General features: G+C 59.0%; 21 protein-coding genes. 17 read left to right on the top strand and 4 right to left on the bottom strand.

All coding sequences use genetic code 11. The features are described from left to right. Nucleotides 1-188: 188 nt before the first annotated feature. Nucleotides 189-701: a DUF3761 domain-containing protein gene (locus ABI171_RS22605; protein ID WP_348094820.1), complete on the top strand. Its 513-nt coding sequence runs from the start codon at nucleotides 189-191 to the stop codon at nucleotides 699-701. Nucleotides 702-902: 201 nt separating this feature from the next. Beyond that, entirely contained in the window at nucleotides 903-1,148 is a 246-nt protein-coding gene (locus ABI171_RS22600; protein ID WP_348094819.1) for a GlsB/YeaQ/YmgE family stress response membrane protein, read from the top strand. A gap of 67 nt (nucleotides 1,149-1,215) precedes the next feature. Here ABI171_RS22600 and ABI171_RS22595 read toward each other — a convergent pair whose 3' ends face one another. Beyond that, a complete protein-coding gene (locus ABI171_RS22595) occupies nucleotides 1,216-2,385 on the bottom strand; it encodes an SDR family oxidoreductase (protein ID WP_348094818.1) in 1,170 nt (389 codons plus the stop codon). Nucleotides 2,386-2,490: 105 nt separating this feature from the next. Beyond that, nucleotides 2,491-3,306 carry a MipA/OmpV family protein gene (locus ABI171_RS22590; protein WP_348094817.1) on the bottom strand — a complete coding sequence of 272 codons (816 nt, stop codon included), beginning with the start codon at nucleotides 3,304-3,306 and terminating at the stop codon, nucleotides 2,491-2,493. 228 nt (nucleotides 3,307-3,534) lie between these two features. Between ABI171_RS22590 and ABI171_RS22585 the strand changes: the two genes are divergently transcribed. From ABI171_RS22585 to ABI171_RS22570, 4 genes are all read left to right on the top strand, one after another. Next, a complete protein-coding gene (locus ABI171_RS22585; protein ID WP_348094816.1) occupies nucleotides 3,535-4,233 on the top strand; it encodes a response regulator in 699 nt (232 codons plus the stop codon). Then, the gene (locus ABI171_RS22580; protein WP_348094815.1) at nucleotides 4,233-5,516 is read left to right on the top strand and encodes an ATP-binding protein; all 1,284 of its coding nucleotides are present in this window, start codon (nucleotides 4,233-4,235) and stop codon (nucleotides 5,514-5,516) included. The genes ABI171_RS22585 and ABI171_RS22580 overlap by 1 nt, the downstream gene beginning before the upstream one ends. A 287-nt stretch (nucleotides 5,517-5,803) precedes the next feature. Beyond that, nucleotides 5,804-8,506 carry a M1 family metallopeptidase gene (locus ABI171_RS22575; RefSeq protein ID WP_348094860.1) on the top strand — a complete coding sequence of 901 codons (2,703 nt, stop codon included), beginning with the start codon at nucleotides 5,804-5,806 and terminating at the stop codon, nucleotides 8,504-8,506. A gap of 108 nt (nucleotides 8,507-8,614) precedes the next feature. Continuing rightward, nucleotides 8,615-10,696, top strand: coding sequence for a M13 family metallopeptidase (locus tag ABI171_RS22570; RefSeq protein ID WP_348094814.1), 2,082 nt, complete (start codon nucleotides 8,615-8,617; stop codon nucleotides 10,694-10,696). A gap of 114 nt (nucleotides 10,697-10,810) precedes the next feature. Here the strand turns inward: ABI171_RS22570 and ABI171_RS22565 are convergent, their stop codons facing one another. Continuing rightward, the gene (locus ABI171_RS22565; protein ID WP_348094813.1) at nucleotides 10,811-11,584 is read right to left on the bottom strand and encodes a tyrosine-protein phosphatase; all 774 of its coding nucleotides are present in this window, start codon (nucleotides 11,582-11,584) and stop codon (nucleotides 10,811-10,813) included. A gap of 277 nt (nucleotides 11,585-11,861) precedes the next feature. Between ABI171_RS22565 and ABI171_RS22560 the strand changes: the two genes are divergently transcribed. Next, nucleotides 11,862-13,016 (top strand): ABC transporter substrate-binding protein, encoded by a 1,155-nt coding sequence (locus tag ABI171_RS22560; RefSeq protein ID WP_348094812.1) that lies wholly within the window; start codon nucleotides 11,862-11,864, stop codon nucleotides 13,014-13,016. Between the two features lie 73 nt (nucleotides 13,017-13,089). On the opposite strand, the gene ABI171_RS22555 is transcribed toward ABI171_RS22560, so the two are convergent. Then, a complete protein-coding gene (locus tag ABI171_RS22555) occupies nucleotides 13,090-14,022 on the bottom strand; it encodes a 2-hydroxyacid dehydrogenase (RefSeq protein WP_348094811.1) in 933 nt (310 codons plus the stop codon). Nucleotides 14,023-14,288: 266 nt separating this feature from the next. On the opposite strand from ABI171_RS22555, the gene ABI171_RS22550 reads away from it, so the two are divergent. The 10 genes from ABI171_RS22550 (at nucleotide 14,289) to modA (ending at nucleotide 25,974) form a co-directional block, all read left to right on the top strand. Continuing rightward, a complete protein-coding gene (locus tag ABI171_RS22550; protein ID WP_348094810.1) occupies nucleotides 14,289-15,551 on the top strand; it encodes a cation:proton antiporter in 1,263 nt (420 codons plus the stop codon). 492 nt (nucleotides 15,552-16,043) lie between these two features. Then, complete coding sequence (gene wecB / locus ABI171_RS22545; protein WP_348094809.1) at nucleotides 16,044-17,234, top strand: UDP-N-acetylglucosamine 2-epimerase (non-hydrolyzing); 1,191 nt, start codon at nucleotides 16,044-16,046, stop codon at nucleotides 17,232-17,234. A 106-nt stretch (nucleotides 17,235-17,340) separates the two neighbouring features. Then, nucleotides 17,341-18,723, top strand: a complete 1,383-nt coding sequence (locus ABI171_RS22540; RefSeq protein WP_348094808.1) for a glycosyltransferase — start codon at nucleotides 17,341-17,343, stop codon at nucleotides 18,721-18,723. A gap of 2 nt (nucleotides 18,724-18,725) precedes the next feature. Beyond that, the gene (locus ABI171_RS22535) at nucleotides 18,726-19,799 is read left to right on the top strand and encodes a hypothetical protein (protein ID WP_348094807.1); all 1,074 of its coding nucleotides are present in this window, start codon (nucleotides 18,726-18,728) and stop codon (nucleotides 19,797-19,799) included. Continuing rightward, nucleotides 19,789-20,826: a hypothetical protein gene (locus ABI171_RS22530; RefSeq protein ID WP_348094806.1), complete on the top strand. Its 1,038-nt coding sequence runs from the start codon at nucleotides 19,789-19,791 to the stop codon at nucleotides 20,824-20,826. The genes ABI171_RS22535 and ABI171_RS22530 overlap by 11 nt, the downstream gene beginning before the upstream one ends. Next, a complete protein-coding gene (locus ABI171_RS22525) occupies nucleotides 20,823-22,676 on the top strand; it encodes a hypothetical protein (protein ID WP_348094805.1) in 1,854 nt (617 codons plus the stop codon). Before ABI171_RS22530 ends, ABI171_RS22525 begins: the two co-directional genes overlap by 4 nt. Then, nucleotides 22,673-23,752, top strand: a complete 1,080-nt coding sequence (locus ABI171_RS22520) for a YaiO family outer membrane beta-barrel protein (RefSeq protein ID WP_348094804.1) — start codon at nucleotides 22,673-22,675, stop codon at nucleotides 23,750-23,752. The genes ABI171_RS22525 and ABI171_RS22520 overlap by 4 nt, the downstream gene beginning before the upstream one ends. Beyond that, complete coding sequence (locus ABI171_RS22515) at nucleotides 23,749-24,654, top strand: hypothetical protein (protein WP_348094803.1); 906 nt, start codon at nucleotides 23,749-23,751, stop codon at nucleotides 24,652-24,654. Before ABI171_RS22520 ends, ABI171_RS22515 begins: the two co-directional genes overlap by 4 nt. Nucleotides 24,655-24,746: 92 nt before the next feature. Then, complete coding sequence (locus ABI171_RS22510) at nucleotides 24,747-25,013, top strand: hypothetical protein (RefSeq protein ID WP_348094802.1); 267 nt, start codon at nucleotides 24,747-24,749, stop codon at nucleotides 25,011-25,013. 181 nt (nucleotides 25,014-25,194) lie between these two features. Further along, complete coding sequence (modA, locus tag ABI171_RS22505) at nucleotides 25,195-25,974, top strand: molybdate ABC transporter substrate-binding protein (RefSeq protein ID WP_348099343.1); 780 nt, start codon at nucleotides 25,195-25,197, stop codon at nucleotides 25,972-25,974. Nucleotides 25,975-26,000: the final 26 nt, after the last annotated feature.

Below are 26,000 nucleotides of genomic sequence, written 5' to 3'. Positions count from 1 at the left end.
TCCTCCTGGACATAAAAATCTCACAATTGTTTTCATTTGTATCGAACTTTATGTCAGCCATATCCAATCTGACTGCGTTGATTACCTACCTCGGTCATATTGCCAGGTGCGGCGCACAACAGATTGCACAGTCGTGCTGCAAGTAGACAGATTAATAATTTAGCATTACCCACTCCATGGAGAAAAAAATGAAAGCATTGTTTATTTCAGCAGCAGTTGCAGCAGCCTTACTGACTTCCGCCGCCAGCTTCGCCCAGGCGCCGGCGGCAGCGCCAGCCGGCAGCACCGGCCTGTGCAAGGACGGCAGCTACTCATCCAACGCTACCAAGAAAGGCGCTTGCGCCGGCCATAAAGGCGTAAAAGAATGGTACACAACCGCAGCCGCAGCACCTGCCGCCGGCGCAATGGCGCCAGCCGCCACTCCGGCAGCAGCGCCTGCCGCCGCACCCGCAGCAATGGCAAAGCCGGCTGCTCCGGCAGCAATGGCTCCGGCGGCAATGGCTCCTGCAAAACCGGCAGCAGCTGCAGCAACTCCTGCAGCAGGCGCTAATCCAGGCGACGTCTGGGTCAATTCTTCCAGCAAGGTATATCACTGCGCAGGCAGCAAATACTATGGCAAAACCAAGGCTGGTTCTTACATGACCGAAGCAGCCGCCAAGGCAGCAGGCAACCACGCCGACCACGGCAAAGCTTGTAGCTAAGAGCTAAAAAACAGGGCCAAGGCGATATTCCTTGGCCCTGTCTTCATTTCCGGTCCGCTTTCCCCCGGCGCCGGCAGCTTGGCAGTGAATAAAACAGTCTTTCGGTTTATCTATCTTTTACAATTGGACGATTTTTTTTGATGATGTTTACGCTACTCTTGCCGGGTAGTCTAAACATGGTCAACTTTGAAAGGAAATCTCATGGGCATCATCGCTTGGTTGATAGTTGGCGCAATTGCAGGATGGCTGGCTGGCGTACTGGTCAAGGGTGGCGGCTTCGGCGTACTGGTTGATATCATCGTCGGTATCGTCGGCGCTTTCATCGGCGGCTGGCTCGCTGGCATACTTGGTATTCAGGTTGGCGGCGGAATGATTGCTTCGATCGTGACTGCCACCGTAGGCGCCGTGATCTTGCTGTTCATCCTGCGGCTTATCAAGCGCGCCTGAGTGCTACCCTGTAGTACTGTAGAAGTTGCATAAAAAAACCCGCGATGTGCGGGTTTTTTCTTTTCCTCTATTTGAAGTCATAAGCCATTTGCGCCTTCAGCGATAATTTCCGTGTGCTGCGATCGCAGCGGCCGATGTAGTCCAGAAACGATGGCGCCGGCGCCAGTCCTTCACTCAATAATCGCTGGGTGTCGAAAATATAATTGAGCTTGGAAAAACGGCCGTACAGCATCAACGCCTTGTGCAGCATGCGTGTGCTGACCGGACCGCCGCCTGGACCGGCATCTGCACGGTGGTCGGCGGCATAACGAGAACTGAAGGAACGCGCCAGCGGCAGCAGGGCCGCCTCTGACACCCGTTCATAAGGCTGTCCCGCCGCGATCCCTCCCATGCTGTGGAAGGCCTGCAGCAATTCCTCCACCATGGCGCTGCCGCTGCGCCCGGCCGCGATGTGATAGGCGGAAAACCCCAGCGTCTCCTTCAAGGTCAGGGCGACAATCGTCTTTGCACAATAATCGACCGGCACGATATCCAGGTAGGCCGTCGGCGGACAGACAAAGCGGTTCAGTTGCGAGACCAGTTTCAGGATCCAGAAAATACTGGCCGACGGCTTGCAGCCCAGCGACGAATGGCCGACGATGATCGACGGCCGCACCGACACCAGCGGCAGCTCTGGAAAACGCTCTCTCAGCTGGTTTTCCGCTTGCGCCTTGGAGGCGGTATACGGCACCAGATGGGATCTTTCCTCCGGCAAGCGTACGCTCTCGATCACTACCGGACCACGCGCCACACCGCACGCCATGGCGGTGCCGACATACACGAAGCGCCGCAGCCTGGCATGGCCGGAAAAACGCTGTGCCAGCCGCAGCGTAGCCTCGACATTGATCTCCCAGACATCCGGACGATCGGCAAAAGACGTCACCGCCGCGCTATGGATGACGTGACTGACATCGTCCAGCCGCAGATCCGAAAAAGCCTGCGGGTCTTTCAGGTCAGCCAGGACAATCTGGCTCTCCGACACCGCTGGCGGTGTTGCGGAGTGCGTAAAGCGAGCGATCGATTCACGCACCCTGCGCACGCCTTCAGCGGCCGATTGCGCACGAACCAGAAATAGCATTTCCTTGAAGCTCGCGCTAGCCGCGAGATTGGCGGCAATCGCGCCGCCGACAAAACCGGTGACGCCGGTAAGAAAAATCCGCGGCGATCCGGCAGCGGATGCGCTCCGCACAACCTGCATAACAGACTCCTGCCGGTCCTTCTTGTCTTGCGAGTCTTTGTCGCGCAACCACTTCGACCTTGGAAACAGATTAAACACCATGATTGAGCACCTGTCCGGGTTCGATCAAAACGAATAGTTGACAGTGGTGAATCCACTGTAATTGGTCTTGTCCAGCACCAGTGGGCTGTCGGCCGCTTTTTGCATATAAAGCGTGGCGCCGAGCATGGTGGAAACCGACCAGGTCTTGTTAAAGCTGTGAGTCCAGACGATAGAAGCCGTCATCGCATTCAAGCCCGACTCCGCAGTGTATTGGCGGTAACCTGAATTGCTGCTTTGGAGGGCGGTGACGCCGAAGAAAGTCTGGTTGTATTTGGCGTCGCCGAAGACTGCGGCGCCGCTGACGCTGACCTTGTCTTTGGCCAGGTCCAGCACCGTGCTGCTCAGTTGCGCCTTGTAAGTGAGGCCATGTTCGCGATTGGTGACCGGCTGCGAAACGGCGACCGAAAACGTGCCGATACGGCCGAACTTGATGCCTGCCTCAAGATTGGCCAGCACCGAACCCTTGATTTCGCCCATGCCTTTCAGCTTTGAAGAACCGGGCTGCAAGCCGTCGTCGGAATCCTTGCGGCCGGCATCGTAGCCGATGGCGGCGGTGGCGAAGAACATGTCGCTGATGTTGTAACGGTAGCCCGCGCCTTGCATGCCATCGATAAAGAAGCCCGACGGCGTGACGATATTCAAGACTGGCACCGGAACTACCCGGTATTCGTTGCTGCCGGCATAGCGCGCCATGGCGCCGGCGCCAAGCCCGATAGTAATCTGGGTATCCTGCAGCCAGGATGTGGATGGCGCCGGCGCCACTTGCTGCGCCGTCGCCATACGGGATGCCAAAACGCCGCACACAGTGACAGCGATAATTGACTTGATCTGGTGTTTCATTGTTTCTCCGGTTGATAAGGAAGGTGCCAGGGCATCTGCACAAGGTCGCTCCGTGGGGCGGCGCATCGGGTCAGATTTGCAGGACACATTCTCGGCATTCCCGAATGGCAAGTCTGTGAGTCATTGGTAAGCAATCTGTGTCAGTCGGTGGCATTTATGTGTTTGTTTGTAATCGGCTCATCAAGGCTGCGGATGAGACGCTATGATGGAAAAAAGGGGAAAAACGGCATGAAGAAGGTTTTACTGATCGAAGACGATGCGCGACTTGCCGAATTGATATCGGAATATCTGTGCCGCTACGATTTTGAAGTGACGCTGGTGCTGCGCGGCGATCTGGCGCTGGACGCCATCGCCCAAGAACAGCCGGACGTGGTGGTGCTGGACCTGATGTTGCCGGGCATGGACGGCATGGATATCTGCCGCGCCATCCGCAAGACTTCATCGCTGCCGGTGCTGATGCTGACTGCCCGCGCCGACATTTTCGACCAGGTCGCAGGTCTCGAAATCGGCGCCGACGATTACATGCTGAAGCCGGTGGAACCGCGCCTGCTGCTGGCGCGCCTGCGCGTGATCCTGCGCTGGGTGGAGTTGTGCGGCCAGCCGGCGCGCGGCAACCTGCTGCAATTCGGCGAACTGGAAGTCGACCTGTCGGCGCGCCAGGTCTGCTGGAAAGGCCAGGAGGTCGATCTCAAGACCGCCGATTACAACCTGTTCGTGATCCTGCTGCAAGCCGCCGGCAAGGTGCTCAGCCGCGACGAGCTGCTCAAGCGCTGGTGCGGCATCGGTTTCGACGGCCTGGACCGCACCGTCGATGTCAGCATTTCACGCTTGCGCAAATGTTTCGACGACGACGCCAATGAACCGCGCAAGATCAAGACTGTCTGGGGCCGGGGTTACCTGTTCAGTCCGATCGCCTGGGAAGAGTAATGCTAAGAATCCTGATACGCCTGTATTTGATTGTCGCCATCCTGTCGATCATTTCCATCATTTTTGTGCAAAAGGGGTTTCCCTATATCTTCCGGGAGGATTTCGAGGCCCAGATGCATAGGGACTACAACACCGAGGCAATGTTGGTGCGCAACTACCTTGGCCCGCTCCGCGACAGTGCCCAGGAAGCCAGGCTGGCGCACATGAACGGCGTCAGTCCGCAACGTTATGCGCGCCTGTCGACTGCGGAAATGCAAGCGATGTCGCCAGCGGTCAAGGAAGCGTTGGCGCGCTCCGGCGTCGCCTGGAACGGCCACGGCGAAAATAACCGGCCGGATCCCTACATAGCGCTGGATGACGGCAGCGTACTGCAAGTCCATTCCTATACTTTCGGCTATACGGAAGTAATCGCCTATATCGTGATCTTCAGCGTGATGCTGGCCGCCATGCTGCTATGGCTGACACCGCACTGGCGCGACCTGGAAAAACTGCGCATCGCTGCCGCCCGCTTTGGAGAGGGCGCACTGGATGCGCGCGCCAAGCTGTCGGAAAACTCTTCCATCAAACAACTGTGTACCTACTTTAACAACATGGCAGACCGCATCAGGAACCTGATCACGGCGCAAAGAGATATGGTCAATGCCGCTTCGCACGAGTTGCGCACGCCGCTGGCGCGGCTCGAGTTCGGCCTGGTCAATCTGATGGACACCACCGACGACAGCAAAGCCCACAAACGCATCCAGGCCATGCGCAAAGACGTTGAAGAACTGGATATCCTGGTCGGAGAACTGCTGACGCTAAGCATGCTGGAACAATCGTCGCTGCCGGAACGCAGGGAAAAAGTCGCGCTGGAAGATTTTCTACGTTCCGCCACCGGTGTCTCGCATGAAGAGCTGGCCCTGCGCCACGCCACGATCAACTGGTCTGTCGACGCCTCCATCAAAGACATCATTACCGAGCCGCGTAATCTGGGACGCGCGTTTTCCAATCTGGTGCGCAACGCCTTGCGCTACGCTCGCAGCAGCATCCGGGTGCGCGTCGAAACCGGCGCCGGTTGCTGGAATCTGATTGTGGAAGACGATGGCGTAGGCATTCCTGAAAACGAGCGGGAACGGATTTTCGAGCCCTTTTACCGCCTCGACCGCAGCCGCGACCGCACTACCGGCGGCTACGGGCTAGGCCTGGCGATTGTCAAGAGAGCTACGGAACGCCTTGGCGGCACGGTGCGGATTGACGCTTCGGAACTGGGCGGGGCAATGTTCATCATGCGCTTCCCTCGGTAGAAAAACCAAGGCTCAATGTCTGGCGGCGCAAGTCAAACTTGTACCGTCAGCTATCACCTTTGCTTATTCCAAATAAGGCAAACTGACATATGCCGGCGCCAACGTCATCCCTCTCAAACCCAGCATCCATGCGCTAAACAAGCGTAAACGTCCTGCCCGCCCCGGTGCCTCTATTTCCACTTCGCGCTGATGTTTCATTTACTTTTTATGTTCATACTATTTTCCTAGCGATTCGACGTCGTGCGCGCTAGAATCCCAAGACAAAATTTGGGAGGATCTGACCTGTGATGTGCACTATCCGTCGTTTCACACTAGCCGCTCTCGCCCTCGGCATTTCGTCATTCAACGCCGCAGCGGCGACCCCGAATGCGATTCCGCATGATTCTGCGCCGCTGGGAAAACTGCCACGCTGGGCCCAGCCCCTGGCCTACCATCTGGATTTCCGCGTCGATCCGCAGCAGTCTGCCTACACCGGCAGCGCCGCCATCGATATCGAACTCAAGCAAGCCGCCGATCACCTGTGGCTGCATGGCCAGGACCTGACCGTCAGCAAAGTCACCTTGACCGATAGCGCAAAAAAAATCCACGCGGCGCAGTACAAAGCCGTGGCGCAAAAAGAAGGCGTGTCTACTGTCGAATTTGGCAAGACCTTGCCACCCGGCCGCTATCGCATGACGCTGGAATTCAGCGCGCCATTCAATGAACGGCTGGAAGGTGTGTACAAGGTCAGCAGCCAGGGCGCGCCTTACGTGATCACGCAGATGGAAGCGATCAGCGCCCGCTACGCTTTCCCGGGTTTCGACGAACCGTCTTTCAAGACGCCATTCACGCTCAGCCTGACCGTGCCGGAAAACCTGGTCGCGGTCGCCAACACGCAGCAAGTCTCCGAGCAAAAACTGGACAACGGCTGGCACAAGCTCAGCTTTGCCGCCACCAAACCGCTGCCGACCTATCTGGTGGCATTCGCGGTCGGCCCATGGGATGTGGTCGATGGTCCGCAGATTCCGGCGACCCAATGGCGCGCGCAACCAACACCGCTGCGTGGCATAGCGCCGCACGGCGAAGGCCCGCGCATCAAGCCGGCGCTGGCGCAAACCCCGGCCATCATCACGGCGCTGGAAGATTACTTCGGCTTCGGTTATCCCTTCGACAAGGTGGATTTGCTGGCAGCCCCCGACTTTGCTGCCGGCGCCATGGAAAATCCCGGGCTGGTCACCTTCCGCGACTACCTGATGCTGCTGGATGCGAACTCGCCTGCGCGCAATGTGCGCAGCTCGTTCAATGTCGCCGCCCATGAACTGGCGCACCAATGGTTCGGCGATACCGTCACCATGCCATGGTGGGACGATCTGTGGCTGAACGAAGCCTTCGCCACTTGGATGCAAGCCAAGATCACCCAGCAATTGCATCCCGAATACCGCGCCGACCTGGAACTGATCAGCGGCGCCAACTACGCCATGCAAAGCGACAGCTTGGTCAGCGTGCGCAAGATCCGCCAGCCGATCACCGGCACCGGCGATATCGAAACCGCGTTCGACGGTATCACCTATGAAAAAGGCGCTGCGGTGCTGAACATGTTTGAACGCTACCTGGGCGCGGATACCTTCCGCCAGGGTGTGCGTGCTTACATCAAGCAGCATCAGTTTGCCAACGCGACCGCGGATGACCTGGTGGCGGCGCTGAGCAAAGCTTCCGGCAAGGACCAACGCTTCGCCAAAGCCATGCAAAGCTTCCTCGACCAGGCCGGCGTACCGCTGGTCGACACCGTCTTGCGCTGGGAAGACGGCAAGGCCGTGCTGCATCTGAAACAGCAGCGCTACCTGCCGCTGGGCTCTACCGGCAACGCCAAGAGCGTGTGGGGCATTCCGGTATGCGTGCGCTATAGCGTCGCCGGCGGCGACCCGAAAACCCAATGCGAACTGCTGGACCAGGCCCAAGGCATGATGCTGCTGCCAGGCGCCACCGCCAGCAGCTGGTACATGCCGAACGCCGACGCCGCAGGCTATTACCGTTTCGACATGGCGCGCGACGATCTGGCGCGCCTGACGGGCAACCTGGCGCAACTGCCGGACACGGAACAACTGGCCTACGCCGACGCCATCAATGCCGGTTTCCGCCGCGGCGATCTGGATGCCGCCGCCGTGCTGGCAGCAGCGCCGGCGCTGGCGCAGTCCGGCACGCGCGAAGTGGCGACGGCCTTGATGCCTACGCTCAAATGGCTGTCGAAATACGAAGCCCGCAACGAAGCCCAGCGCAATCGCCTGACCGAACTGGCGCGCAAGATGTATCTGCCGCGCCTGCAACAACTCGGCTACCAGCGCCGCGCCAACGAAAGCCAGGACGATGCTTTGCTACGCGCATCGCTGGCGCAGTTCCTGGCGCTTGACGTGAAATTGCCGGAAGTACGCCAGGCGTTGCTGCTGCAAGGCGACAAAGCGCTGGAGAAAAGCGCCGACGGCCAGCTCGACCTCGCTGCCGCCAATCCCGACCTGCTGCGTGCGGTGCTGTCCGTCGCCACCCAGGAACAAGGGACACCGGCAATCGATGTGCTGATCAAGGCGCTTGGCACCACTAGCGAACCGGCGCAACGCATGGCGATCCTGAGCGGCCTGGGTGCGGCCACCGCATCGGCCAACGCCGAGCGCGCGCGCAACCTGGCGCTGGACCCGCGCGTCAAGGTCGGCGAAATGAACACCGTGCTGCTCGCCAGCAGAGAAGATGGCGAAGGCCGCGAAGCGATGTGGAAGTGGTTTACGGTCAACCATGAACAGCTGATCAAACGCAGCGGCGATTCTTCCGGCGGACGCTTGCCTGACCTGGTTGCCGGCGACAGCTGCTCACAAAGCGAAGCCGATCGCCTGAACGCCTTCTTCCAGCCGTTGCTGCCGCAATTGCCTGGCGCCGACCGCGGCCTGGCGCAAACCAGTGAAAAGACCTTGCTGTGCACGGCCTTGCGCGAGAAACAGGATCCGGCGGCGATTCTGCGCTAAAGTCTCAACCAGCAACAACCTAGAAAAACAATATAGACCCGTAATGATTTTTTAGAATGCCTTACCAGGCTGTTTTTTCCGATGACTTCTCATAAGGATTATTAACTCGTGAAACGCTCTCTCATCTGTGCAGCTGTGCTGACACTGGTTGCAGGCACCACCTGCTCCACCGCCAGTTTTTCCCAAACACCCCGCACGGTAGCCGCTGCTACCACCGTAGCCGCCGCGTCTCTGGCCAGTGGCATCGACATGGCGAATGCCGACCTGGCAGTACGCCCGCAGGACGACTTCTACAACTATGTGAATGGCAGCTGGCTCAAGAAAACCGAAATCCCGGCCGACAAATCGTCCTGGGGCGCTTTCTATGAATTGCGCGAAAATTCATTGAACCAGCTGCACACCATCGTCGATGGCGTCAGCGCGGAAAAAGACCTGAAGGCCGGCACCAACAAGCAGAAAATCGCCGACCTGTACGCCAGCTACATGGATGAGCCGGCGCTGGAAAAACTCGGCATCAAGCCGCTTGAAGCGGAGTTCGCCCGGGTCGACGCCTTGAAGGACAAGAAGCAGATTCCCGGCCTGATCGCCCATCTGAACAGCATCGGCGTCAGCGCACCTTACGATATGGGCATACACCAGGACGCCAAGGATTCCAGCAAAGTCATCGCCGACCTCGGCCAGAGCGGCCTCGGCTTGCCTGACCGTGATTACTACCTGAAAGCCGACGACGCCAAGCTGAAAGACACGCTGGCCAAATACCGCGCGCATGTCGAAGCCATGCTGACCATGTCCGGCGACAAGGCCGCCAAGAAAAGCGCTGCCGGTATCGTTGCCCTGGAAACCGCACTGGCCAAGGTGCAATGGACCAAGGTCGAGAACCGCGATCCGGTCAAGACTTACAACCGGGTTGAACTGGACCAGCTGCATGCGCTGGCGCCACATTTCAACTGGGACGGCTACCTGGACAACGCCGGCCTGAAAGGCAAAGTGACCTACCTGGTGGTCAGCCAGCCTAGCTACATCAAAGGCCTGGACAAGATCCTGCAAGACACCCCGTTGCCGGTCTGGAAAGCCTATTTCAAATGGCATGTGCTGAGCAGCTACGCCTCTGACCTGTCCAAGCAATATGTCGACCAGAACTTCGCGTTCAAGGGCACGGTGCTGCGCGGCGTACCGGAAAATGAACCACGCTGGAAGCGCGGCATCCTGGTGACGGAAGGCAGTATTGGCGAAGGCTTGGGCCAGCTCTATGTCGAGCAATTCTTCCCGCCAGAGAACAAGGCACGCATGGAGAAACTGGTGGCCAACCTGATCGCCGCCTACAATCACAGCATCGACGGCCTGGACTGGATGGGCGCGGATACCAAGAAGCAGGCGCAAAAGAAATTGTCGACGCTGATGCTGAAGATCGGCTATCCGGACAAATGGCGCGACTACTCCAGCCTGGTCATCAAGCGCGATGACCTGGTTGGCAATATCATGCGTGCCAACGAGTTTGAATACAAACGCAATATCGACAAGCTGGGCAAACCGGTAGACCGCGCAGAATGGGGCATGACGCCGCAAACCGTGAACGCCTACTACAATCCCGAGCTCAACGAAATCGTGTTCCCGGCTGCGATCCTGCAACCGCCGTTCTTCAACGCCAACGCCGATGATGCGGTCAATTACGGCGGCATCGGCGCCGTGATCGGCCATGAAATCAGCCACGGTTTCGACGACCAGGGCAGCCAGTACGATGAAATCGGCAACCTGCGTGACTGGTGGACCAAGGAAGACCACGAAAAATTCGCGGTCAAGACCAAGGCGCTGGTGGAGCAGTACAACGCATACAGCCCGGTCCCCGGCTACAAGGTCAATGGCGAACTGACTCTGGGTGAAAACATCGCCGACAATTCCGGCCTGGCGATCGCCTACAAGGCTTACCACCTGTCGCTGGACGGCAAGACGCCGCCAGTGATCGACGGCCTCACCGGCGACCAGCGCCTGTATCTGGGCTGGGGCCAGGTCTGGCGCGGCAAGGTGCGCGATGCGCAAGCTATCGTGTATGTCAAAACCGACCCGCACTCGCCACCACGTTTCCGTGGCAACGGCACGCTGGGTAACCAGCCTGGCTTCTACAGTGCGTTTGACGTCAAGCCTGGCGACAAGATGTATCTGGCGCCGGAGCAGCGCGTGATCATGTGGTAAACATGGTATAGAAGCATGACATAGAAATACGCCATGGCCCTCCTGGCCGACAAAAAACCATCGACCATGTCGGTGGTTTTTTTTTGCCGCAACGATAAACGTTGATCTTTTGCGCTAGACCAGATAGTTGCGCCGGATACGCTCGACATCGATATCCAGCACCTGCCGCAGGTAATCCGCCATGCCGCCATACTTCTCGTCGATGACCGCCAGCGACGCTTCGATATAGGCGGCCTCGACGGTCAGCAACGGCGCGATAATTTCCGGCGACAGGTCGGCCTTGAATATCTGCGCCAGCACCTTCGCATTCGCGCCAGCGTTATAACGGTTCGACTCGAGATAATTGGCGATGATGCCGGTCCGCTCAACACCGAGTGCGGACAACAACAAGGCGCTGGCAAAGCCGGTGCGGTCCTTGCCGGCGGTACAGTGGTAAAGCATGGTTTTATTCTGCTCGGCCAGCCGCAGGAAGCGGCTGAACTGGGATTGATAATTGCGCGGGAAGGCGTGATAGAAATCGAGCATGAATTGCCGGCTGTGCTCCGGGCTGCCATTTTTTAGCAAAGGCAGCAAGGCTTCCTGCGATAAATTACCCACCATGACCGGATCGGCGATCCAGTTGAAGGATGAGGCGAACGCCGACTCGGCGGCATGCTTTTCCGTTTCGCTGCGAAAATCCACTACCACCTCCAGCTGATAGCTCTTGAGCTTGGCGATATCTGCCGCCGATGCGAGCCCGGGATTCGCGCCGCGCAGCAATCTTCCAGCCTGGATAAGACGGCCATCTGCAGCCGGATATCCGCCCAGATCGCGCGTATTCTGGATCGCATCGAAGCTGATGGCGCCATGGTCTGGTGCATCAGGCGCCTGCGGCCTTGCATAATTCATTTCTGCTCCTTGTTTGGTTTGCTGCTTAATTTCCAGCACTAGCATTCCAGCGCCGGCAATTTTCTTTCCTTTTGGGCTTGGCGTCACGATACAGCTGGTTCCTGCCTTTGACCAGTTGTACAGCCGCACAAGCTGATAAAACGCCAACTACCGTTAAATTTACCTCTTCTTTTGTTTTCTTCTAGCGATAAATCTATAATATGGGATGCTGCGAGGCAGCAACGCCATATTGCAACGCCCCCTCTCAGCGCTTGATCAACATCAGAAAGTGGCCTTCATGGTTCTCCAACGTCGTCTTTTCTCTTTCATCTTGCCATTGATAATCGGCATGTTCAGCCCGCTATCCGGCGCTTTTGCCGAGTCTGGCGTCACCGACCAGAAAATCTTGCTGGGGCAGTCGGCAGCATTCTCCGGCCCTGCGGCACAGTTGGGGATCCAGGTGAATGCCGGCGCCAAAGCCTATTTCGATTCAGTCAACGAACAAGGCGGCGTGTTTGGACGACGCATCGAAATCATCAAGGCGGATGATAAATACGAAGCCGACCTGGCCGCCGCCAACACCAAGCGCCTGATTGAAAAAGATGACGTATTCGCCTTGTTCGGTTATGTCGGCACGCCGACCAGCAACGCAGCGTTGCCGATTTTCACGCAGGCCGGCGTACCCTTCTTCGCTCCGGTGACCGGCGCACAATCGCTGCGTGAGCCGCTCAATCGCCAGATTTTCAATATCCGCGCCAGCTACTTTGACGAAACCGAACACCTGGTGGAAAAACTGGTCAACGTCGGCATCAAGAGTATCGCCGTGCTCTACCAGAACGACGCCTATGGCCGTGCCGGGCTGGAAGGGGTGCAGCGCGCCTTGAAAAAAATGAATGTGGAGATGGTGGAATCGGCGACCGTGGAACGCAACAGCACGGATGTCGCGCAGGCAGTCGGCAAGATCTTGCCGAAGCGCCCTGCCGCGGTGATAGAAATCAGCGCCTACGCATCGTCCGCGGCCTACATCAAGGAAATGCGCAAGGCGGGCTACACCGGCCAGTTCTATAACGTGTCTTTCGTCGGCAGCCAGGCCTTGGCGGATGCGCTGGGCAAGGATGGCGAAGGCGTGGTGATCTCGCAAGTGGTGCCATTCCCGTGGAGTTCATCCAGCCCGGTAGTCGGTGAATATGTCCGGCTGATGGAAAAGGCAGGTGTCAAAGACCAGAATTTTTCCAGCCTGGAAGGCTTCATCGCGGCCAAGGTCTTCGTCGAAGGCTTGAAACGCGCGGGCAAAGACCTGACGCGGGCGAAACTGGTCAAGGCGCTGGAAACCATCAACAACAAGAACTATAACAGCGGCGGCTTCGATGTGAACTTCAGCGCAAATAATCACAGCGGCTCGAAATTCGTCGAGATGACCATGATCACCAAAGACAAGAAATTCCTGAACTAAGCCGCCGGCAAACAACCATCGCAAACAGCATTCGACCATAAAAAATCCGGCCGTCGCCGGATTTTTTATATCCTCAGATTGGCGTCAGCACAGGCTGTCCGGAAAAATGCCGCTGACTGTTTTCCAGGAACAGGCGCACTGTCTCGGCCACGGATTCCGGCGACCATCCCGCCACATGCGGCGTCAGCACCGCATTCGGCAAGTCCAGCAACTCCGCCGGCGGCAGGGGTTCGCTTTCATAGACATCGAGACCGGCGCCGGCGACCCGGCCATCGCGCAAGGCTTGCGCCAGCGCGGCCGTATCGATCACGCTGCCGCGCGCGATATTGACGATAAAACCTTGCGGCCCCAATGCATCGAGCACCTGTGCGTTCACCATATGGCGGGTGCCGGCGCCGCCCGGCGTCGCGATCACCAGGAAATCGGCCCAATTTGCCAGTTCAAGCAGCGTCGCAAAGTACGTGAACGGCACATCGTTGCGCACCGAACGGTTGTGATAGCCGATCGTCATGTCGAAACCGGCGGCGCGGCGGGCGATCTGCTTGCCGATCGTGCCCAGTCCGACAATCCCTAGCCGCTTGCCGGAAACGCTGGGCGGCAACGGCAGCGCATCGCGCCAGATGCCCTGATGCAGCGCCACGCCCAGTTGCGGAATGCCGCGCACGGTCGCCAGCAACAAACCCATGGCATGATCGGCGACGCAGGCGTCGTTGGTGCCGGCGCCGTTGGACACCACAATGCCACGCTCGCGCGCCGCAGCCACATCGATGTTTTCAAAGCCGGCGCCGAGTGCGCAAATCAGTTCCAGTTTCGGCAAGACAGCGATTTCCCGGGCCTGAAAGCCGATTGAACCGATGGTCAGCACCGCCCGGATCTGGTCGGCGTGGCTGACGATGGCGGCGCTGCGCTGCTGGGCCGTGGGGGCATACACAATCTGCCAGTCTTGGGCGATGCGCTGCAAAAATTGTTCGGACAATGGGTTGAGGATAAGCAGGGTAGAAAGCATGGGGTGTCGGCGCAAAAAGTGGGAAGAAGCGGGAAGCTGTACAGGCCAGCGGCACAATGTCCATAATGATAGCCGTGAAAACCAAGCCATGCTTGCCGGGGCAATACCGGACAAGAGCAGCGATAAAATCAAGCCTGGCAAACAAAACGCCTGCGGTATACTCGCCGGGCCCTGAGCCAGTGCGCCTGCCAACCTGCTTACCCCATCGTTGCGCCGGAACCGCACATTTCGCCCAGGCCGTATTCAAGGTATTTTCAGGAACAGGCATGCAAATCTGGCTGGTACAACTAAGCGTCATCATTCTCGCCGCACTGGTCTGCGGGACCTTGGCCGTACGCCTCGGACAATCCAGGGTGGTGGGAGAAATCGCCGCCGGCCTGATGCTCGGTCCTTCCGTCCTGGGTGCGCTCAACAACGATCTGTATCACTCTCTGTTCAACCCGGCCACCATGCCTGCCTTGTCGCAGGTGGGTGAGCTCGGCCTGGTGTTGCTGATGTTCCAGCTTGGCTTGCACCTCGATCTGAAAAGCCTGCAGGGACGCAGCAAGATGCGGGCGCCGCTGCTGGTCGCCTTGCTCGGGATGCTGATCCCGTTCGCCCTGGGTTGCGCGATTGGCGTCGTCTCCCGGCCATCGCTTGCACCACAGGTCGCACCCATGGCCTACGTATTGTTTTGCGGCCTGGCGCTTTCCATTTCCGCAGTGCCGGTAATGGCCAGGATTGTCATGGACCTGCGCATGACAAACTCTCCTGCCGCCACCCTTGCACTAGCGGCCGCGACGGTTACCGACCTGCTCGGATGGCTGATACTGGCGTTGATTGCGGTGCTGGCCAGCGGCACATTTTCTATCAGCCATACGCTGCGCGACTTTGGCTTGCTCGCGCTGTTTGTCGCTGCCTCCCTGTTGATTGCACGGCCGCTGTGGCGCAACTATCTAGGCCGCCGTAAAGATGCGACACCTTCGGCGGTAACCTTGGCCTGTGTGATTAGCTATGTGCTTATTTCCTCATGGGTCACGGCAGCCATCGGCTTTCATAGCGCCTTCGGGGCGTTGATGGCGGCGCTTGTCTTGCGCGGCCAGCCTGCACTCGCCGCGGAATGGCAACGCCGAGTGGAAGGCTTTGTAGAGCTGATCCTGATGCCGGTCTTTTTTGCGTACACAGGAATCCATGTGTCATTAGGCAGCGTACAGTCGCCGGATTTCTGGCGGTGGTTTTTCCTGTTCCTGTTCGCCGCGGTCCTGGGCAAATTCGGTGGCAGCTATCTGGCTGCACGTTGCTCGGCAATCCCGCATCGGGACGCCAGAATCATCGGCGCATTGATGAATACCCGTGGCTTGATGGAATTGATCGTGCTGACTATCGGCTTGCAACTGAATATCTTGCCGGTTCCCGTGTATTCGATGCTGGTGCTGATGGCCCTGGCGACCACCGCCATGACCGTGCCGTTGCTCCGGCTCTGGCAGCGCCAGGAAAAAGCTGCCGCGAGCGAGCAGAAAGTTGACGGAGCAGATCCGGCATTGAGTTAGTGGCATCACCATAACTTAACATGACGTAACAATGGCATTGACAATATGCCTCGTCCCATCTCGACTTCTTTGGGCATGGCTATTTACCATCGCTCTTTGCGTCAGGCTCCGCTCCTGAGCGATTTTGGCTGTATCAAGCCTTCGCCGGCACTTGCTGCAGGACCGCCAAGACCTGCGATTTCAGATGAGCTGAGGTCACAATATTTAACAAAAAACTTAACAATAAAAGACATTCAAGAACATTTTTTATTATAAGATTTGCATTACTAGCTAGCGTGACTTAGAGTTAATATTAATTTCCATATGGAAATTAATAAATAACTAAAAACAAACTCAGTCCATATCGCTGCCCATGCATCTCACCATGGACGGTCGATTTCCCTGTCTGCTCGGGGACCCCGGCCCGGATCGGCATTGCATCAGGAACCAATGGACCTCGCGGGATTTATCTCAGCCAGGCCGGCTTTTAACTCGACCAACCGAGTAGATAAAGTGAAAGTTCTATCAATCTTTGGCACGCGTCCGGAGGCGGTGAAAATGGCTCCGGTCGTCAAGGCGCTTTCCCGCGAGGCGGGGATGCAGTCGCTGGTGTGCGTCACCGGCCAGCATCGGCTCATGCTGCAACAGGTACTTGACCTGTTTGACATCAAGGTCGATCACAATCTCGATGTGATGCTGCCGAACCAGACCCTGAACGGCTTGAGCGCGCGCCTGATCGGCTTGCTCGATCCGGTGCTCGAAGCAGTCAATCCGGACCGCGTCCTGGTGCATGGCGACACCACTACCGCCATGATGGCCGCATTAACCGCATTTCACCGCCGGATACCGGTCGCGCACGTAGAAGCCGGCCTGCGCACGGGAGACCTGACGCAACCCTGGCCGGAGGAAATGAACCGCCGTTACGTCGACGTGGTGAGCGACCTCCTGCTTGCCCCCACGAGCAGAGCCAAGACCAATCTCGCCGCAGAGAACCTTGCCGGCCGCATCATCATCACCGGCAACACGGTGATTGACGCCCTGCGCCTGACGATCGAATCGATTGCCTTCGACCCGCAATTGCGGCAACGTCTCGATGCCCATTTCCCTTATCTGCTACCGGATAAAAAGGTGCTGCTGGTAACCGGCCATCGACGGGAAAATTTCGGCCCCGGGTTTGCCGAAATTTGCGATGCCCTGGCGAAGCTGTCGCACCGCTCCGACATCCAGATCGTCTATCCGGTGCACCTTAATCCGAATGTGCAGGGGCCGGTGCAGGCAACCTTGTCGCACTTGCCGAATATCCATCTGATCGAACCGCTGGATTACCTGCTATTTGTCCGCCTGATGCAACGCTCGCACGTAATCCTGACGGATTCCGGCGGCGTCCAGGAAGAAGCGCCGTCGCTCGGCAAGCCGGTGCTGGTAATGCGTAACGTCACCGAGCGTCCGGAAGCAGTCGTCGCCGGCACGGTGCAACTGGTGGGCACCGATTCGGCGCGGATCGTCGCCGCGGTGACCCGGCTATATGACGACGACGCCAGCTGGCAGCGCGCGACACAGCGTGTCAATCCCTATGGCGATGGCCACGCGGCAGAGCGCATAGTCGATGTGCTATGCGGCAGGAGCATCACTGAGTTTGGCGCGGAAAAACTGGCGCCGCTGGAAAAAGCACACCTGGCTGCAAAGATTTTTCAAAAAATCTAGGCCCGGGTCTTGAGGGGGAAATATGGATTGCTCGCCGCATATTTTTTGCACGGCAGCTGCGCGCCGATGGCTCTCCTTTGCTCTCTTTTCCCCTTCCATGGCAGTGATGAACGAAGCCAATGCAGCAGCTATCCAATTCGACGCCCGCACGCTAGAGCTGGATTTGATGACCACGATCCTGGGGTTCATCATTTTTTTGCTGGTGGTCTATACGCTGCGGCACTACTTGTTTACCTTGAACCGCCTGTTCGGCCGGCAACGCCAACCCTATCTCGATATCGAACAAGCGTCCTGGCCGCCGGTGGTCGTCTGCGTTGCCGCCCACAATGAAGAACGGGTGATCGCAGATGCGTTGAATGCCTTGCTCGAAGTCGATTATCCGCGCGACAAACTGGTCATCATGCCGGTCAACGATCGTTCTACCGACGGCACGCGCGGCATCATCGACCACATCGCCGCCGCCCATCCCGGCCGCTTCACACTGTTCCACCGTGACGGCGGAAGGCCCGGCAAGGCGGCTGCATTACGTGATGCTTGCGAGAAAATCGAGGCCGAGATCATTATCGTCTTCGATGCCGACTACCTCCCCGCGCGCGGCCTGATCAAACAGCTGGTGGCGCCGTTTTTCGATCCCGAAGTCGGCGCCATCATGGGCCGTGTGGTGCCGCTCAATGCCGGCGCCAACCTGCTGACGCGCCTGCTGGACCTGGAACGGGCCGGCGGCTACCAGGTCGACCAGGCGGCGCGCATGAACCTGGGCCTGGTGCCGCAATACGGCGGCACAGTGGGCGGCGTGCGGCGCCGTGCGCTGGAGGAAATCGGCGGCTGGAACAGCGACATGCTGGCGGAAGATACCGATGTCACCTTTCGTCTGTTGCAACAAGGCTGGAAAACCGTGTATCAGAATCGCTCGGAATGCTACGAAGAAGTGCCCGAGGTGTGGCCGGTGAGGATCAGGCAAATCAGCCGCTGGTCGCGCGGCCACAACCAGGTCATGGGGCGCAATCTGATGCGCTTGCTGCAAAATCCGCGCATCAGCCTGCGCGAGAGAGCCGACGGCGCGCTGCTGCTGTGCGTATTCATCATGCCGCCATTGCTGGTGGTCGGCTGGAGCATCACCATCATCCAGTTTTTCATGACCTCGCATCAATGGCTGTTCGGCTGGCTGGCCTTGAGCGGCATGGTCGCCTATGGCGCCTTCGGCACCAATGCGGCTTTTTTTGAAATGGCGGCAGCCACTTATCTAGACGGCAACCGCAACCGCATCCGCTTGCTGCCGCTGAATATCTTCGGCTTCCTGGTGAGCCTGGTCGCCATATCGCGCGCAGCAGTTGTCCAGGTCCTGGATGCCCTACGCAAGCGCGAGTTGGTATGGCATAAAACCGAAAGATTCAGGATCGCCGCGATATCCCCGATCCAGGAACTGATCTTGCCGCTTGAGAGTCTGTCGCCAGGCCTATCCGCCGAATTGCAAGAAAAGGTTTCCTGACCATGGACTCCTCTTACCCGGCGTTCTTGCTGATCAGCGTACTCCTGATCATGTTCTTGCCGTTCATTCCCGCACTGCACGAGTGGCTGCGTCCCAGCGACGTGGCGCCGTTGCAGGTCAGGCGCAACGAGATAAACAACCTGCGCTATTTCGCCGACAGCTTTCGGCTGACCATCGCTGGCATGCCGGCGATCAATCTGCAAAAACTGAAGAATGTGCAAACCGAGCGCACTGTCAGCATCAGCGACAAGCTGCACGTCGTCCATCAACGCCTGGACGGAGAGACTGCTACCGGCTACTCGCGCTCGACCTTGCAGGTGCTGCGAAAAAAGAACGGCATCGTCATCTTTGTGCATGACGCCAGCCTGCCCGCAGACAGCCACAGCCAAGCCGACCTGTTTGCCGCCGCCGATCTGCGGGTCGGCGACGGCGCCAGCCTGCGCGCCTGTTCGGCCCAGGGTGTGATCACGCTGGGTGCGGATACGGTGGTGCATCGCTGGATCGATGCGCCCAGCATCCATGTCGGCAGCAACGCTTCGATAGACGGACGTATTACCGCGCTCAGGGAAATCCGTTTCTCCGGCGGCAGCCGCTTTGTACGCGCCGGAGCGCCAACCATGCGCTTCGGCGATTCCACCGCTACCGCCGCGGCGGCGCCCCAGGCGCCATCGCCGCGCAAGCGATATCTCCTCGATGACGGCGCGCAGCAATCAGCCGCGCTCAACCAGGACGGCGATTATGTGGTGCGCGGCCCGTACCGGCTACGCCCCGGCACCTCCGTCTTCGGCAACATCAAGACCTATGGCGACCTGCATCTGGGAGCGCGGACCTGCATTGCCGGCAGCCTGGTTTCCAACAAAGACATTGTGCTTGCCAACGGCTGTTCGGTACTTGGGCCTGTGATCAGTCAAAACGATATCGTGATCGGTCCCGATTGCCGCATCGGCACGCCCGATGCGGCCACCACCATGATCTGCCGCAAGCTCAGCATCGCCGCCGGCTGCGTGGTGCATGGCGTGATCACCACGCAAGACGGCGCCCTGATGACGCCACGGGAGACGCCATATGCAAGCTGATTCGCGCAGGCAACGGTGGCTGGCAGCGCCCCTGTTTTTTTTTGTGCTCACTTGTGCTGTCTGCGGCGACGGGCTGGCAGCGGCAGACAATTCATCAACCGTACCCGAGGTCCCCGTGTTTACCGATTTCGCCGTGCCGAACGGGGCCCTTACCGTCTTCCCCAACGGCGATTACGTCGAGCCCTACTTTGCGCTTAAAGCGCTGCTGACGGCACATCGGCTAGGCGTCGACGTCGCCTCGGCGGCAAGCGCTTTTGCCCATTGGCTGCTGCCATTCCAGCAAGCCAACGGCCCCTTCCCCCGCGTCTGCCGCAGCGGCGCGAAAGATTGGCTGGCCTGCGGCCCGGCCGATGCCGACGATTCGCTGGATGCGCTGTGGTGCTTGCTGGCGGCAGAGATATTGCCAAGCGATGCCGCGCTGGCCGCTAGCTGCGCCAGATCCCTGGAAAACCTGGCAACCTTGTGGAATCCGGCGCAACAGACCTTTCATGCCTTGTCAGGTGGCAGTGCGGCCTATTTTGCCGATAATGTGGAAGTGATCGCGGCAATCAGCCGGCTGCGCCGCGACGCCGCCGCGAGTACGCGCCTGGCAGTCCAGCTAGCTGCGCTGCCAGATAACGCCAACCTGCAGCAAGGACTCCAGCTCGCCTATGGCTACGACCCCGGCGGCGCCCTCGAGCCGGAGCGCGCCAGCGTACCGCCGACACCCTACGGTTTCTATCCGAATGCCGTGGCGCCAGTCTATCTGTGGCTATATGGCCTGCGTAGCGGCATCAGTGGCGAGCGCTACTGGCTGGTATGGAAGGAACGCTATGGTGCGCAATGGCTGGCGGGGGAAAGCGATCACTACCCATGGGGCCTGATTGCATTGGCTGCGTACCTTAGCGGCGACCAGGCAAGCGCCCGCAGCTGGCTCGATAATTCCGACGCATGGCGCGCCGCAAGCCGCTGGAATATCGTTGAAGAAGGCGTCCGCATCGGCTTGCGCAACGCGCTGAAAACCTGGAATCCGAAGCCGCCGGCATGAACGCTCTCTCTCAACTCCCGTTGCGCAAGATCCTGCTGACGCTGGTGGTTGCCGTCATCATCGGCGGCGCTGCGAGCTGGGTCTATCGTCTCAACCAAGTCAGCCCGGCGCGCTGGCAAAGCGACGCCATTGCACTGGTCTTGCCGGACGACCTGTCAGACGCCAACCGGCTCTTTGCATCGGCATGGCTGGACGGCGCCTCTGAAGAGGGAATCCGCCTGGAGGTGATTACTGCATCGGAATTTTCGCGGCGCGGCCTGCAAGGCGAACGGCCGTTTGCCGGCGTTATCCTGCCCGACACCATCCATCGCCGGATCAACACCGCCTTCGTCAACCAGATCAGCCGCTTTGTCGACCATGGCGGCGCCCTGATGCTGGTGGGCGACGCCGGCGTGCTCGACGAAAACGGCTACTACACGGAACCGGCATCGCGCTTTTCAACACTGGCGGGCACCAGCTACGCCATGTATAAAACGCTGCACGACAACATGTCTTTCAACCCTGTCATCTCTGGCAGCCCGCAGATGATGCAGGCGCTGCAGATCCCGCCCGGCCGCTGGATCAAGAGCGGCGAGCAGGCAGTATTGTCTGGGTACGGCAAGGACACCTTGCGCTATCCGGTCTTGCATACGGCCGGCACCTATGCCGGTACGCTGCGCATGCAGGCAGAGGGCAACACCGTGATCGCCGGTGAACATGATTTTGGCAAGGGCCGCGTGCTGTTTGTCAACCTGCCGCTGGGATACCTGAAGCTACGCACCGACGGCATCCTGATGCATGGCTTCTTGCATTACTTCGCCAACCACATCATGGGCCAGCCGCAGCTATCGGCCGCTCCCGAGGCCATAGGAGGGCTGGTCCTGAACTGGCACTGCGACGCCAAGATCTGCATTCCTGCCATGGACCAGTTGATCAAGGCCGGCGTATTCAAGCGCGGCCCGTTCAGCATCCATGTCACCGCCGGACCGGACCAGCGCGCCTTCGGTGATGGCCTCGGGGTCGACCTCAATCACAACCAGGCATTCCAGGGGTTATTGCGGACCTTGCTGGCCCAGGGCAATGAGATCGGTAGCCACGGCGGCTGGATACATGACTGGTTCGGCAAGAACCTGGCTGACGACAATCAAGAACAAATGCTACCTTACCTGGAGCAGAATGCCGATGCCGTGCAACGACTGATCGGCCACAATCAGACCGAATATTCGGCGCCGACCGGCAACCAGCCGGTCTGGGTCACCGACTGGCTTGACGGCCAGGATGTGCTGGCATATTACTTTACCGGCAATATCGGGCAAGGGCCGACCCGCACCTACCGCGACGGCCGCCGCGACCGCCATATCTGGTCATTCCCGGTACAGACCTACGGGCATATCAGCACCATCGAGGAAGCCTATATGGAGCACATACCGGAAGACGAAATCAGCAACTGGTTGACGTCGCTGGTGAAATTTACCGAGAATACCGGACAGATCAGGCTGATTTATTTTCATCCGCCGGGCGCGGTCCTCTACCCCGACGCCATCAACCAGCTGATGCTGGCCGCTGACGCAGCTGAAAAAGACGGCCGTTTCCGCTGGCGCACCATGACGGATCTTGCGCGTTTCATGAATCGCCGGGAACAGACGGTATGGAATATTTCCAGTGACAACCATGCAGTAATCGTCGATGCTGCCAATGGCGCCTCGCTGAAACAGCTAAGCTGGCTTTTCCCGGCCGCGCTGTATGCAAAACCTCGCATCATGCAGGGCGAAGCTACAGTGGAACAGCGCGGCGATAACTGGACCGTGGTCGGCGGCGATGTGAAGCAACTTCGTATTTCAACACCGTTGATAAAGGAAGCACTGCATTGAAAACAGCATTGGCAACCCTGGGCCTGTCTTTCGGCTGCGTCGCGCTTCCTTCCTGCGCATTGGCTGACGAGAGCGCAAACATACTGGTGCCGCCATTGCAGCACCCCCGCTTGATGCCGCTGCCTGGCATGCCTGCCGGACCGGCGCTTGCGCCGCAGGTAGTCATTGCACCGCAGGCAGTTGTTGTAGCGCCGGTAGCGGCTCCAGCGGCGCCAACAACCTCGACGCCTGCCGCTGCGGCTGTCGCTACCCAAGCTGTCGATACCAAGCCAAGACCAGCGGCTCTGGCGCAGGTTGCTCCCGTCGACGCCACCCCAATCGCAGTAGTGCCAGTCGAAGCTGCTGCGGCAGTTGCGCCGGACCTGAGTCCCGAAACCGCCGCGCTCGAACTGGTTGGCGGCGCCGGCCACATGAGCGCCGGCTATGGCCAGGCTCGCCTGATGGCGTTACGCGGCATGGCGGTGACCTCTCTGGGTGTGGTGCAAGGAGAACTGACGCAGCAGTCCCGCTTCGGCTACACCGGCAATTATGGCGACGTCTCGCTGACCCACGATTTTTCGCCGAATTATTACAGCACGGTCAGCATCGGCACCGGCAACAGCCCGTTGTTTTCCAGCTGGCGCGTGGACACCACCGGCTACCGCAAATTCGGCAGCGAACGCCAGTACGTCGCCGGCATCGGCGCGTATTATGCAAAAGGCAATGAGAGCGCCCGCTCCGACAGTGGGCTGCTGTTCACCGGCATTACCTATCTGAGCGGGCTGGTGATCGAAGGCGGGGTGCGTTTGAACTGGGCCGATCCGGGATCGATACTCGGCCCTAGCGAATATGTCGCAGCGACTTTCGGCAATGACGACCGGCGCGCCATCATCGTCCGCTACGAGCATGCCAAGGAAACCTACAAGGTCTTGCCGGGCGGCCCCGCGCTGGTCAATTTCAAGAGCAATACCGTCAATCTCCAATGGCGCGAAAGAATCAGCCGCGTCAGCCTGCTGCTGGCGGGACTGGAGTACTACCAAAGTCCGCTCTACGACCGGCTCTCGTTCAACCTCGGCTGGCGCTGGAGTTTTAGATGAAAGCGCGGCAAGACGCCGTATCCGATGCCGCCGCCAGAGACAAGCTGGCGGCGCCTGATGCAGCGCTTGACATGCCTGACGGCGCACTGCGTGCCAAAGCCATTAAAAAACCGGGTCACGCCAAAGTGCGGCGGCACGCCGTGGCCAACCCGCGCTTTACCGGCTTTGGCGGCCAGCCGATACAAACTCATCGCGCACTGCGCCGCCTGGCTTTTCCGCGCAGCCGCTGGATCGACGTCTTGCTGGTGCCGGCGTTCATTTTCTGCTGCACCTTGCTGGCCTGGCCTTTGATTGCCGAAATGTGGTCCGGGATCATCCGGTTCTGGGCCAACGGCCTCGGCAGCGAGATGATGTTGAAAGCGGAGCCGACCTCCTTCCCCGGCATTCAATCGGTTCCCTACGCCTACGTCGAGGCCGCACTGCCGGATCCCTTGCAATGGTGGTGCGGCATGCTGATCAGCATCACGCTGTTGCTGGCCACGACCTTGTTTTCCGCGCGCATGCTGCCGATCGCCTATGCCTTGCGCGTGGTCGGCATGGTGCAGTTGGCAAGCCAGTTATATTTTTATTTCTGGGCCGCCGAATTCCCCTATCAGTCGGCGTCTTCCATTTCGGCGCTGACGCAAGCTTCCATGGTGCTGATCCTGCTGACGCCTTGGATCTATGGCCTGCTGTACAACATCTTCGACTTCGGCATCCCCCGCAAAATCCTGCTGTCGCTGCTGGCCGTGCTATATCTGATTGTGCTGACGCCGTTTCAATATACGTTTGCCGCCTGGCTGATGCTGCGCTATTCCCTGCTCTGGCACCCGCTCATCTACCTGCTCGGCTCCAGCCTGATCCAGTTCGGCGCCCTGGTCGGCTTCTATTCCTGGGCCATGAGCTGGCAGCGGCGTGAATGAGGCCGGATTGACAGCCGGATTCCAGGCAAATGGCGCTGCCGCGCCATAACAGGCTTATACTGCTGGAACGTTTATAGATAGGGATAGTAATAGTGAAAAAGACCGGAATGGCAAAGAGCGACGCCAAGAAACTCATGGGGAAAATGACTGCACCTGGCGCCGGCGGCTTCGGTAACAGCGACGCTGCCATCGTGGACCGCAAGGAACAACGCAAGCGCGATCAGGCGCTGGGCCTGGTGCCGTTTGCAGTCAAGCTGAACGGCGGCCTGGTGCAACAGCTGCAAGTACTGGCAAAAGAACGCGAACTCGATCTCAACCAGCTGGTTGCGGAACTGTTGAACAAAGGCCTTTCAACCTGAGCCCGGCTCGCAGTAAACATACGGAAGCGCATCAACGTTCTGGTGCGCTTCTGGAAAAGCCGGACCGACGGCTTTTTTTTCATCTCGCGCTATATATTCTAAAATATATCGATTGCCAACGCCCATGCTGCTCGCTGCAGCCATTTTAAACATGTCCAGACTCTCATTTATCACCTGCGCAATGCTACCCCTGGTTCTGCTGGCTGCGCCCGCGACGCCTGCGCGCGCCCAGGATCGCATCAAGGTTTTCGCCGCCGGCAGCCTGACCGGCCCATTGACCGTACTCGCCAAGCAATTCGAGGCCGATACCGGTCAGCCGGTGGAGATGGTATTCGGACCATCCGGCCTGCTGCTGGAACGCATAGAACAAGGAGAGCATGCAGATGTATTTGCATCGGCCAACATGGCGCATCCGCAGCAGCTTGCGCGTGAAGGCAAAGCTATCCCGGCACTGGTGTTTTCCCGCAATCGCGTATGCGTACTGGCGCGCCCGGACCTGCAGCTGAACAGTGAAAACCTGTTGGCGAAGCTGCTCGACCCCAGCGTCAGCATCGGCACCTCAACCCCCAAGGCCGATCCCGGCGGCGACTATGCCTGGCTGCTTTTTGCCAAGGCAGGCAAGCTGCAACCTGGCGCCAGAGAACTGCTGGAAAACAAAGCGCAGCAACTGGTCGGCGGCAAAAACAGCCCGCCGGTGCCGGCCGGCCAGGATGCCGTGAAATATTTTCTGGAGCATAAAAAAGTCGATGCGTTCATCGGTTATTGCAGTTCGCGGGAAACCGTACCAGATGTCCGCCTCACTAAAGTCGAGTTGCCGCCAGAGCTCGCCGTTTCAGCCGATTTCGGCTTGACCGTGCTGAATCAGGGAACCGGCGCGCATGATGCCGCTTACCGGTTTGCGTTATTCCTGCTCACCCCGGGAGCACAGCAGATCTTCGCTAATCATGGATTCTCAAGGTAGTTCCGGCCAGTTCCGACAGACTCGGC

This window comes from Collimonas sp., assembly GCF_039923675.1.
GTDB lineage: Bacteria > Pseudomonadota > Gammaproteobacteria > Burkholderiales > Burkholderiaceae_D > Collimonas.
Note: the sequence above shows the minus strand (reverse complement) of the source record. Positions and strands in the feature narration are given on the sequence as shown.

What these genes read in the sequence shown, in the direction of transcription:
- ABI171_RS22580 (WP_348094815.1), top strand. Translation starts at nt 4,233, where the DNA reads ATGCTAAGAATCCTGATACGCCTGTATTTGATTGTCGCCATCCTGTCG.
- ABI171_RS22515 (WP_348094803.1), top strand. Translation starts at nt 23,749, where the DNA reads ATGAAAGCGCGGCAAGACGCCGTATCCGATGCCGCCGCCAGAGACAAG.
- ABI171_RS22575 (WP_348094860.1), top strand. Translation starts at nt 5,804, where the DNA reads ATGTGCACTATCCGTCGTTTCACACTAGCCGCTCTCGCCCTCGGCATT.
- ABI171_RS22555 (WP_348094811.1), bottom strand. Translation starts at nt 14,022, where the DNA reads ATGCTTTCTACCCTGCTTATCCTCAACCCATTGTCCGAACAATTTTTG.
- ABI171_RS22605 (WP_348094820.1), top strand. Translation starts at nt 189, where the DNA reads ATGAAAGCATTGTTTATTTCAGCAGCAGTTGCAGCAGCCTTACTGACT.
- ABI171_RS22540 (WP_348094808.1), top strand. Translation starts at nt 17,341, where the DNA reads ATGAACGAAGCCAATGCAGCAGCTATCCAATTCGACGCCCGCACGCTA.
- ABI171_RS22525 (WP_348094805.1), top strand. Translation starts at nt 20,823, where the DNA reads ATGAACGCTCTCTCTCAACTCCCGTTGCGCAAGATCCTGCTGACGCTG.
- ABI171_RS22590 (WP_348094817.1), bottom strand. Translation starts at nt 3,306, where the DNA reads ATGAAACACCAGATCAAGTCAATTATCGCTGTCACTGTGTGCGGCGTT.
- ABI171_RS22535 (WP_348094807.1), top strand. Translation starts at nt 18,726, where the DNA reads ATGGACTCCTCTTACCCGGCGTTCTTGCTGATCAGCGTACTCCTGATC.
- modA (WP_348099343.1), top strand. Translation starts at nt 25,195, where the DNA reads ATGCTACCCCTGGTTCTGCTGGCTGCGCCCGCGACGCCTGCGCGCGCC.
- ABI171_RS22565 (WP_348094813.1), bottom strand. Translation starts at nt 11,584, where the DNA reads ATGAATTATGCAAGGCCGCAGGCGCCTGATGCACCAGACCATGGCGCC.
- ABI171_RS22585 (WP_348094816.1), top strand. Translation starts at nt 3,535, where the DNA reads ATGAAGAAGGTTTTACTGATCGAAGACGATGCGCGACTTGCCGAATTG.
- ABI171_RS22550 (WP_348094810.1), top strand. Translation starts at nt 14,289, where the DNA reads ATGCAAATCTGGCTGGTACAACTAAGCGTCATCATTCTCGCCGCACTG.
- ABI171_RS22530 (WP_348094806.1), top strand. Translation starts at nt 19,789, where the DNA reads ATGCAAGCTGATTCGCGCAGGCAACGGTGGCTGGCAGCGCCCCTGTTT.
- ABI171_RS22595 (WP_348094818.1), bottom strand. Translation starts at nt 2,385, where the DNA reads ATGCAGGTTGTGCGGAGCGCATCCGCTGCCGGATCGCCGCGGATTTTT.
- ABI171_RS22560 (WP_348094812.1), top strand. Translation starts at nt 11,862, where the DNA reads ATGGTTCTCCAACGTCGTCTTTTCTCTTTCATCTTGCCATTGATAATC.
- ABI171_RS22600 (WP_348094819.1), top strand. Translation starts at nt 903, where the DNA reads ATGGGCATCATCGCTTGGTTGATAGTTGGCGCAATTGCAGGATGGCTG.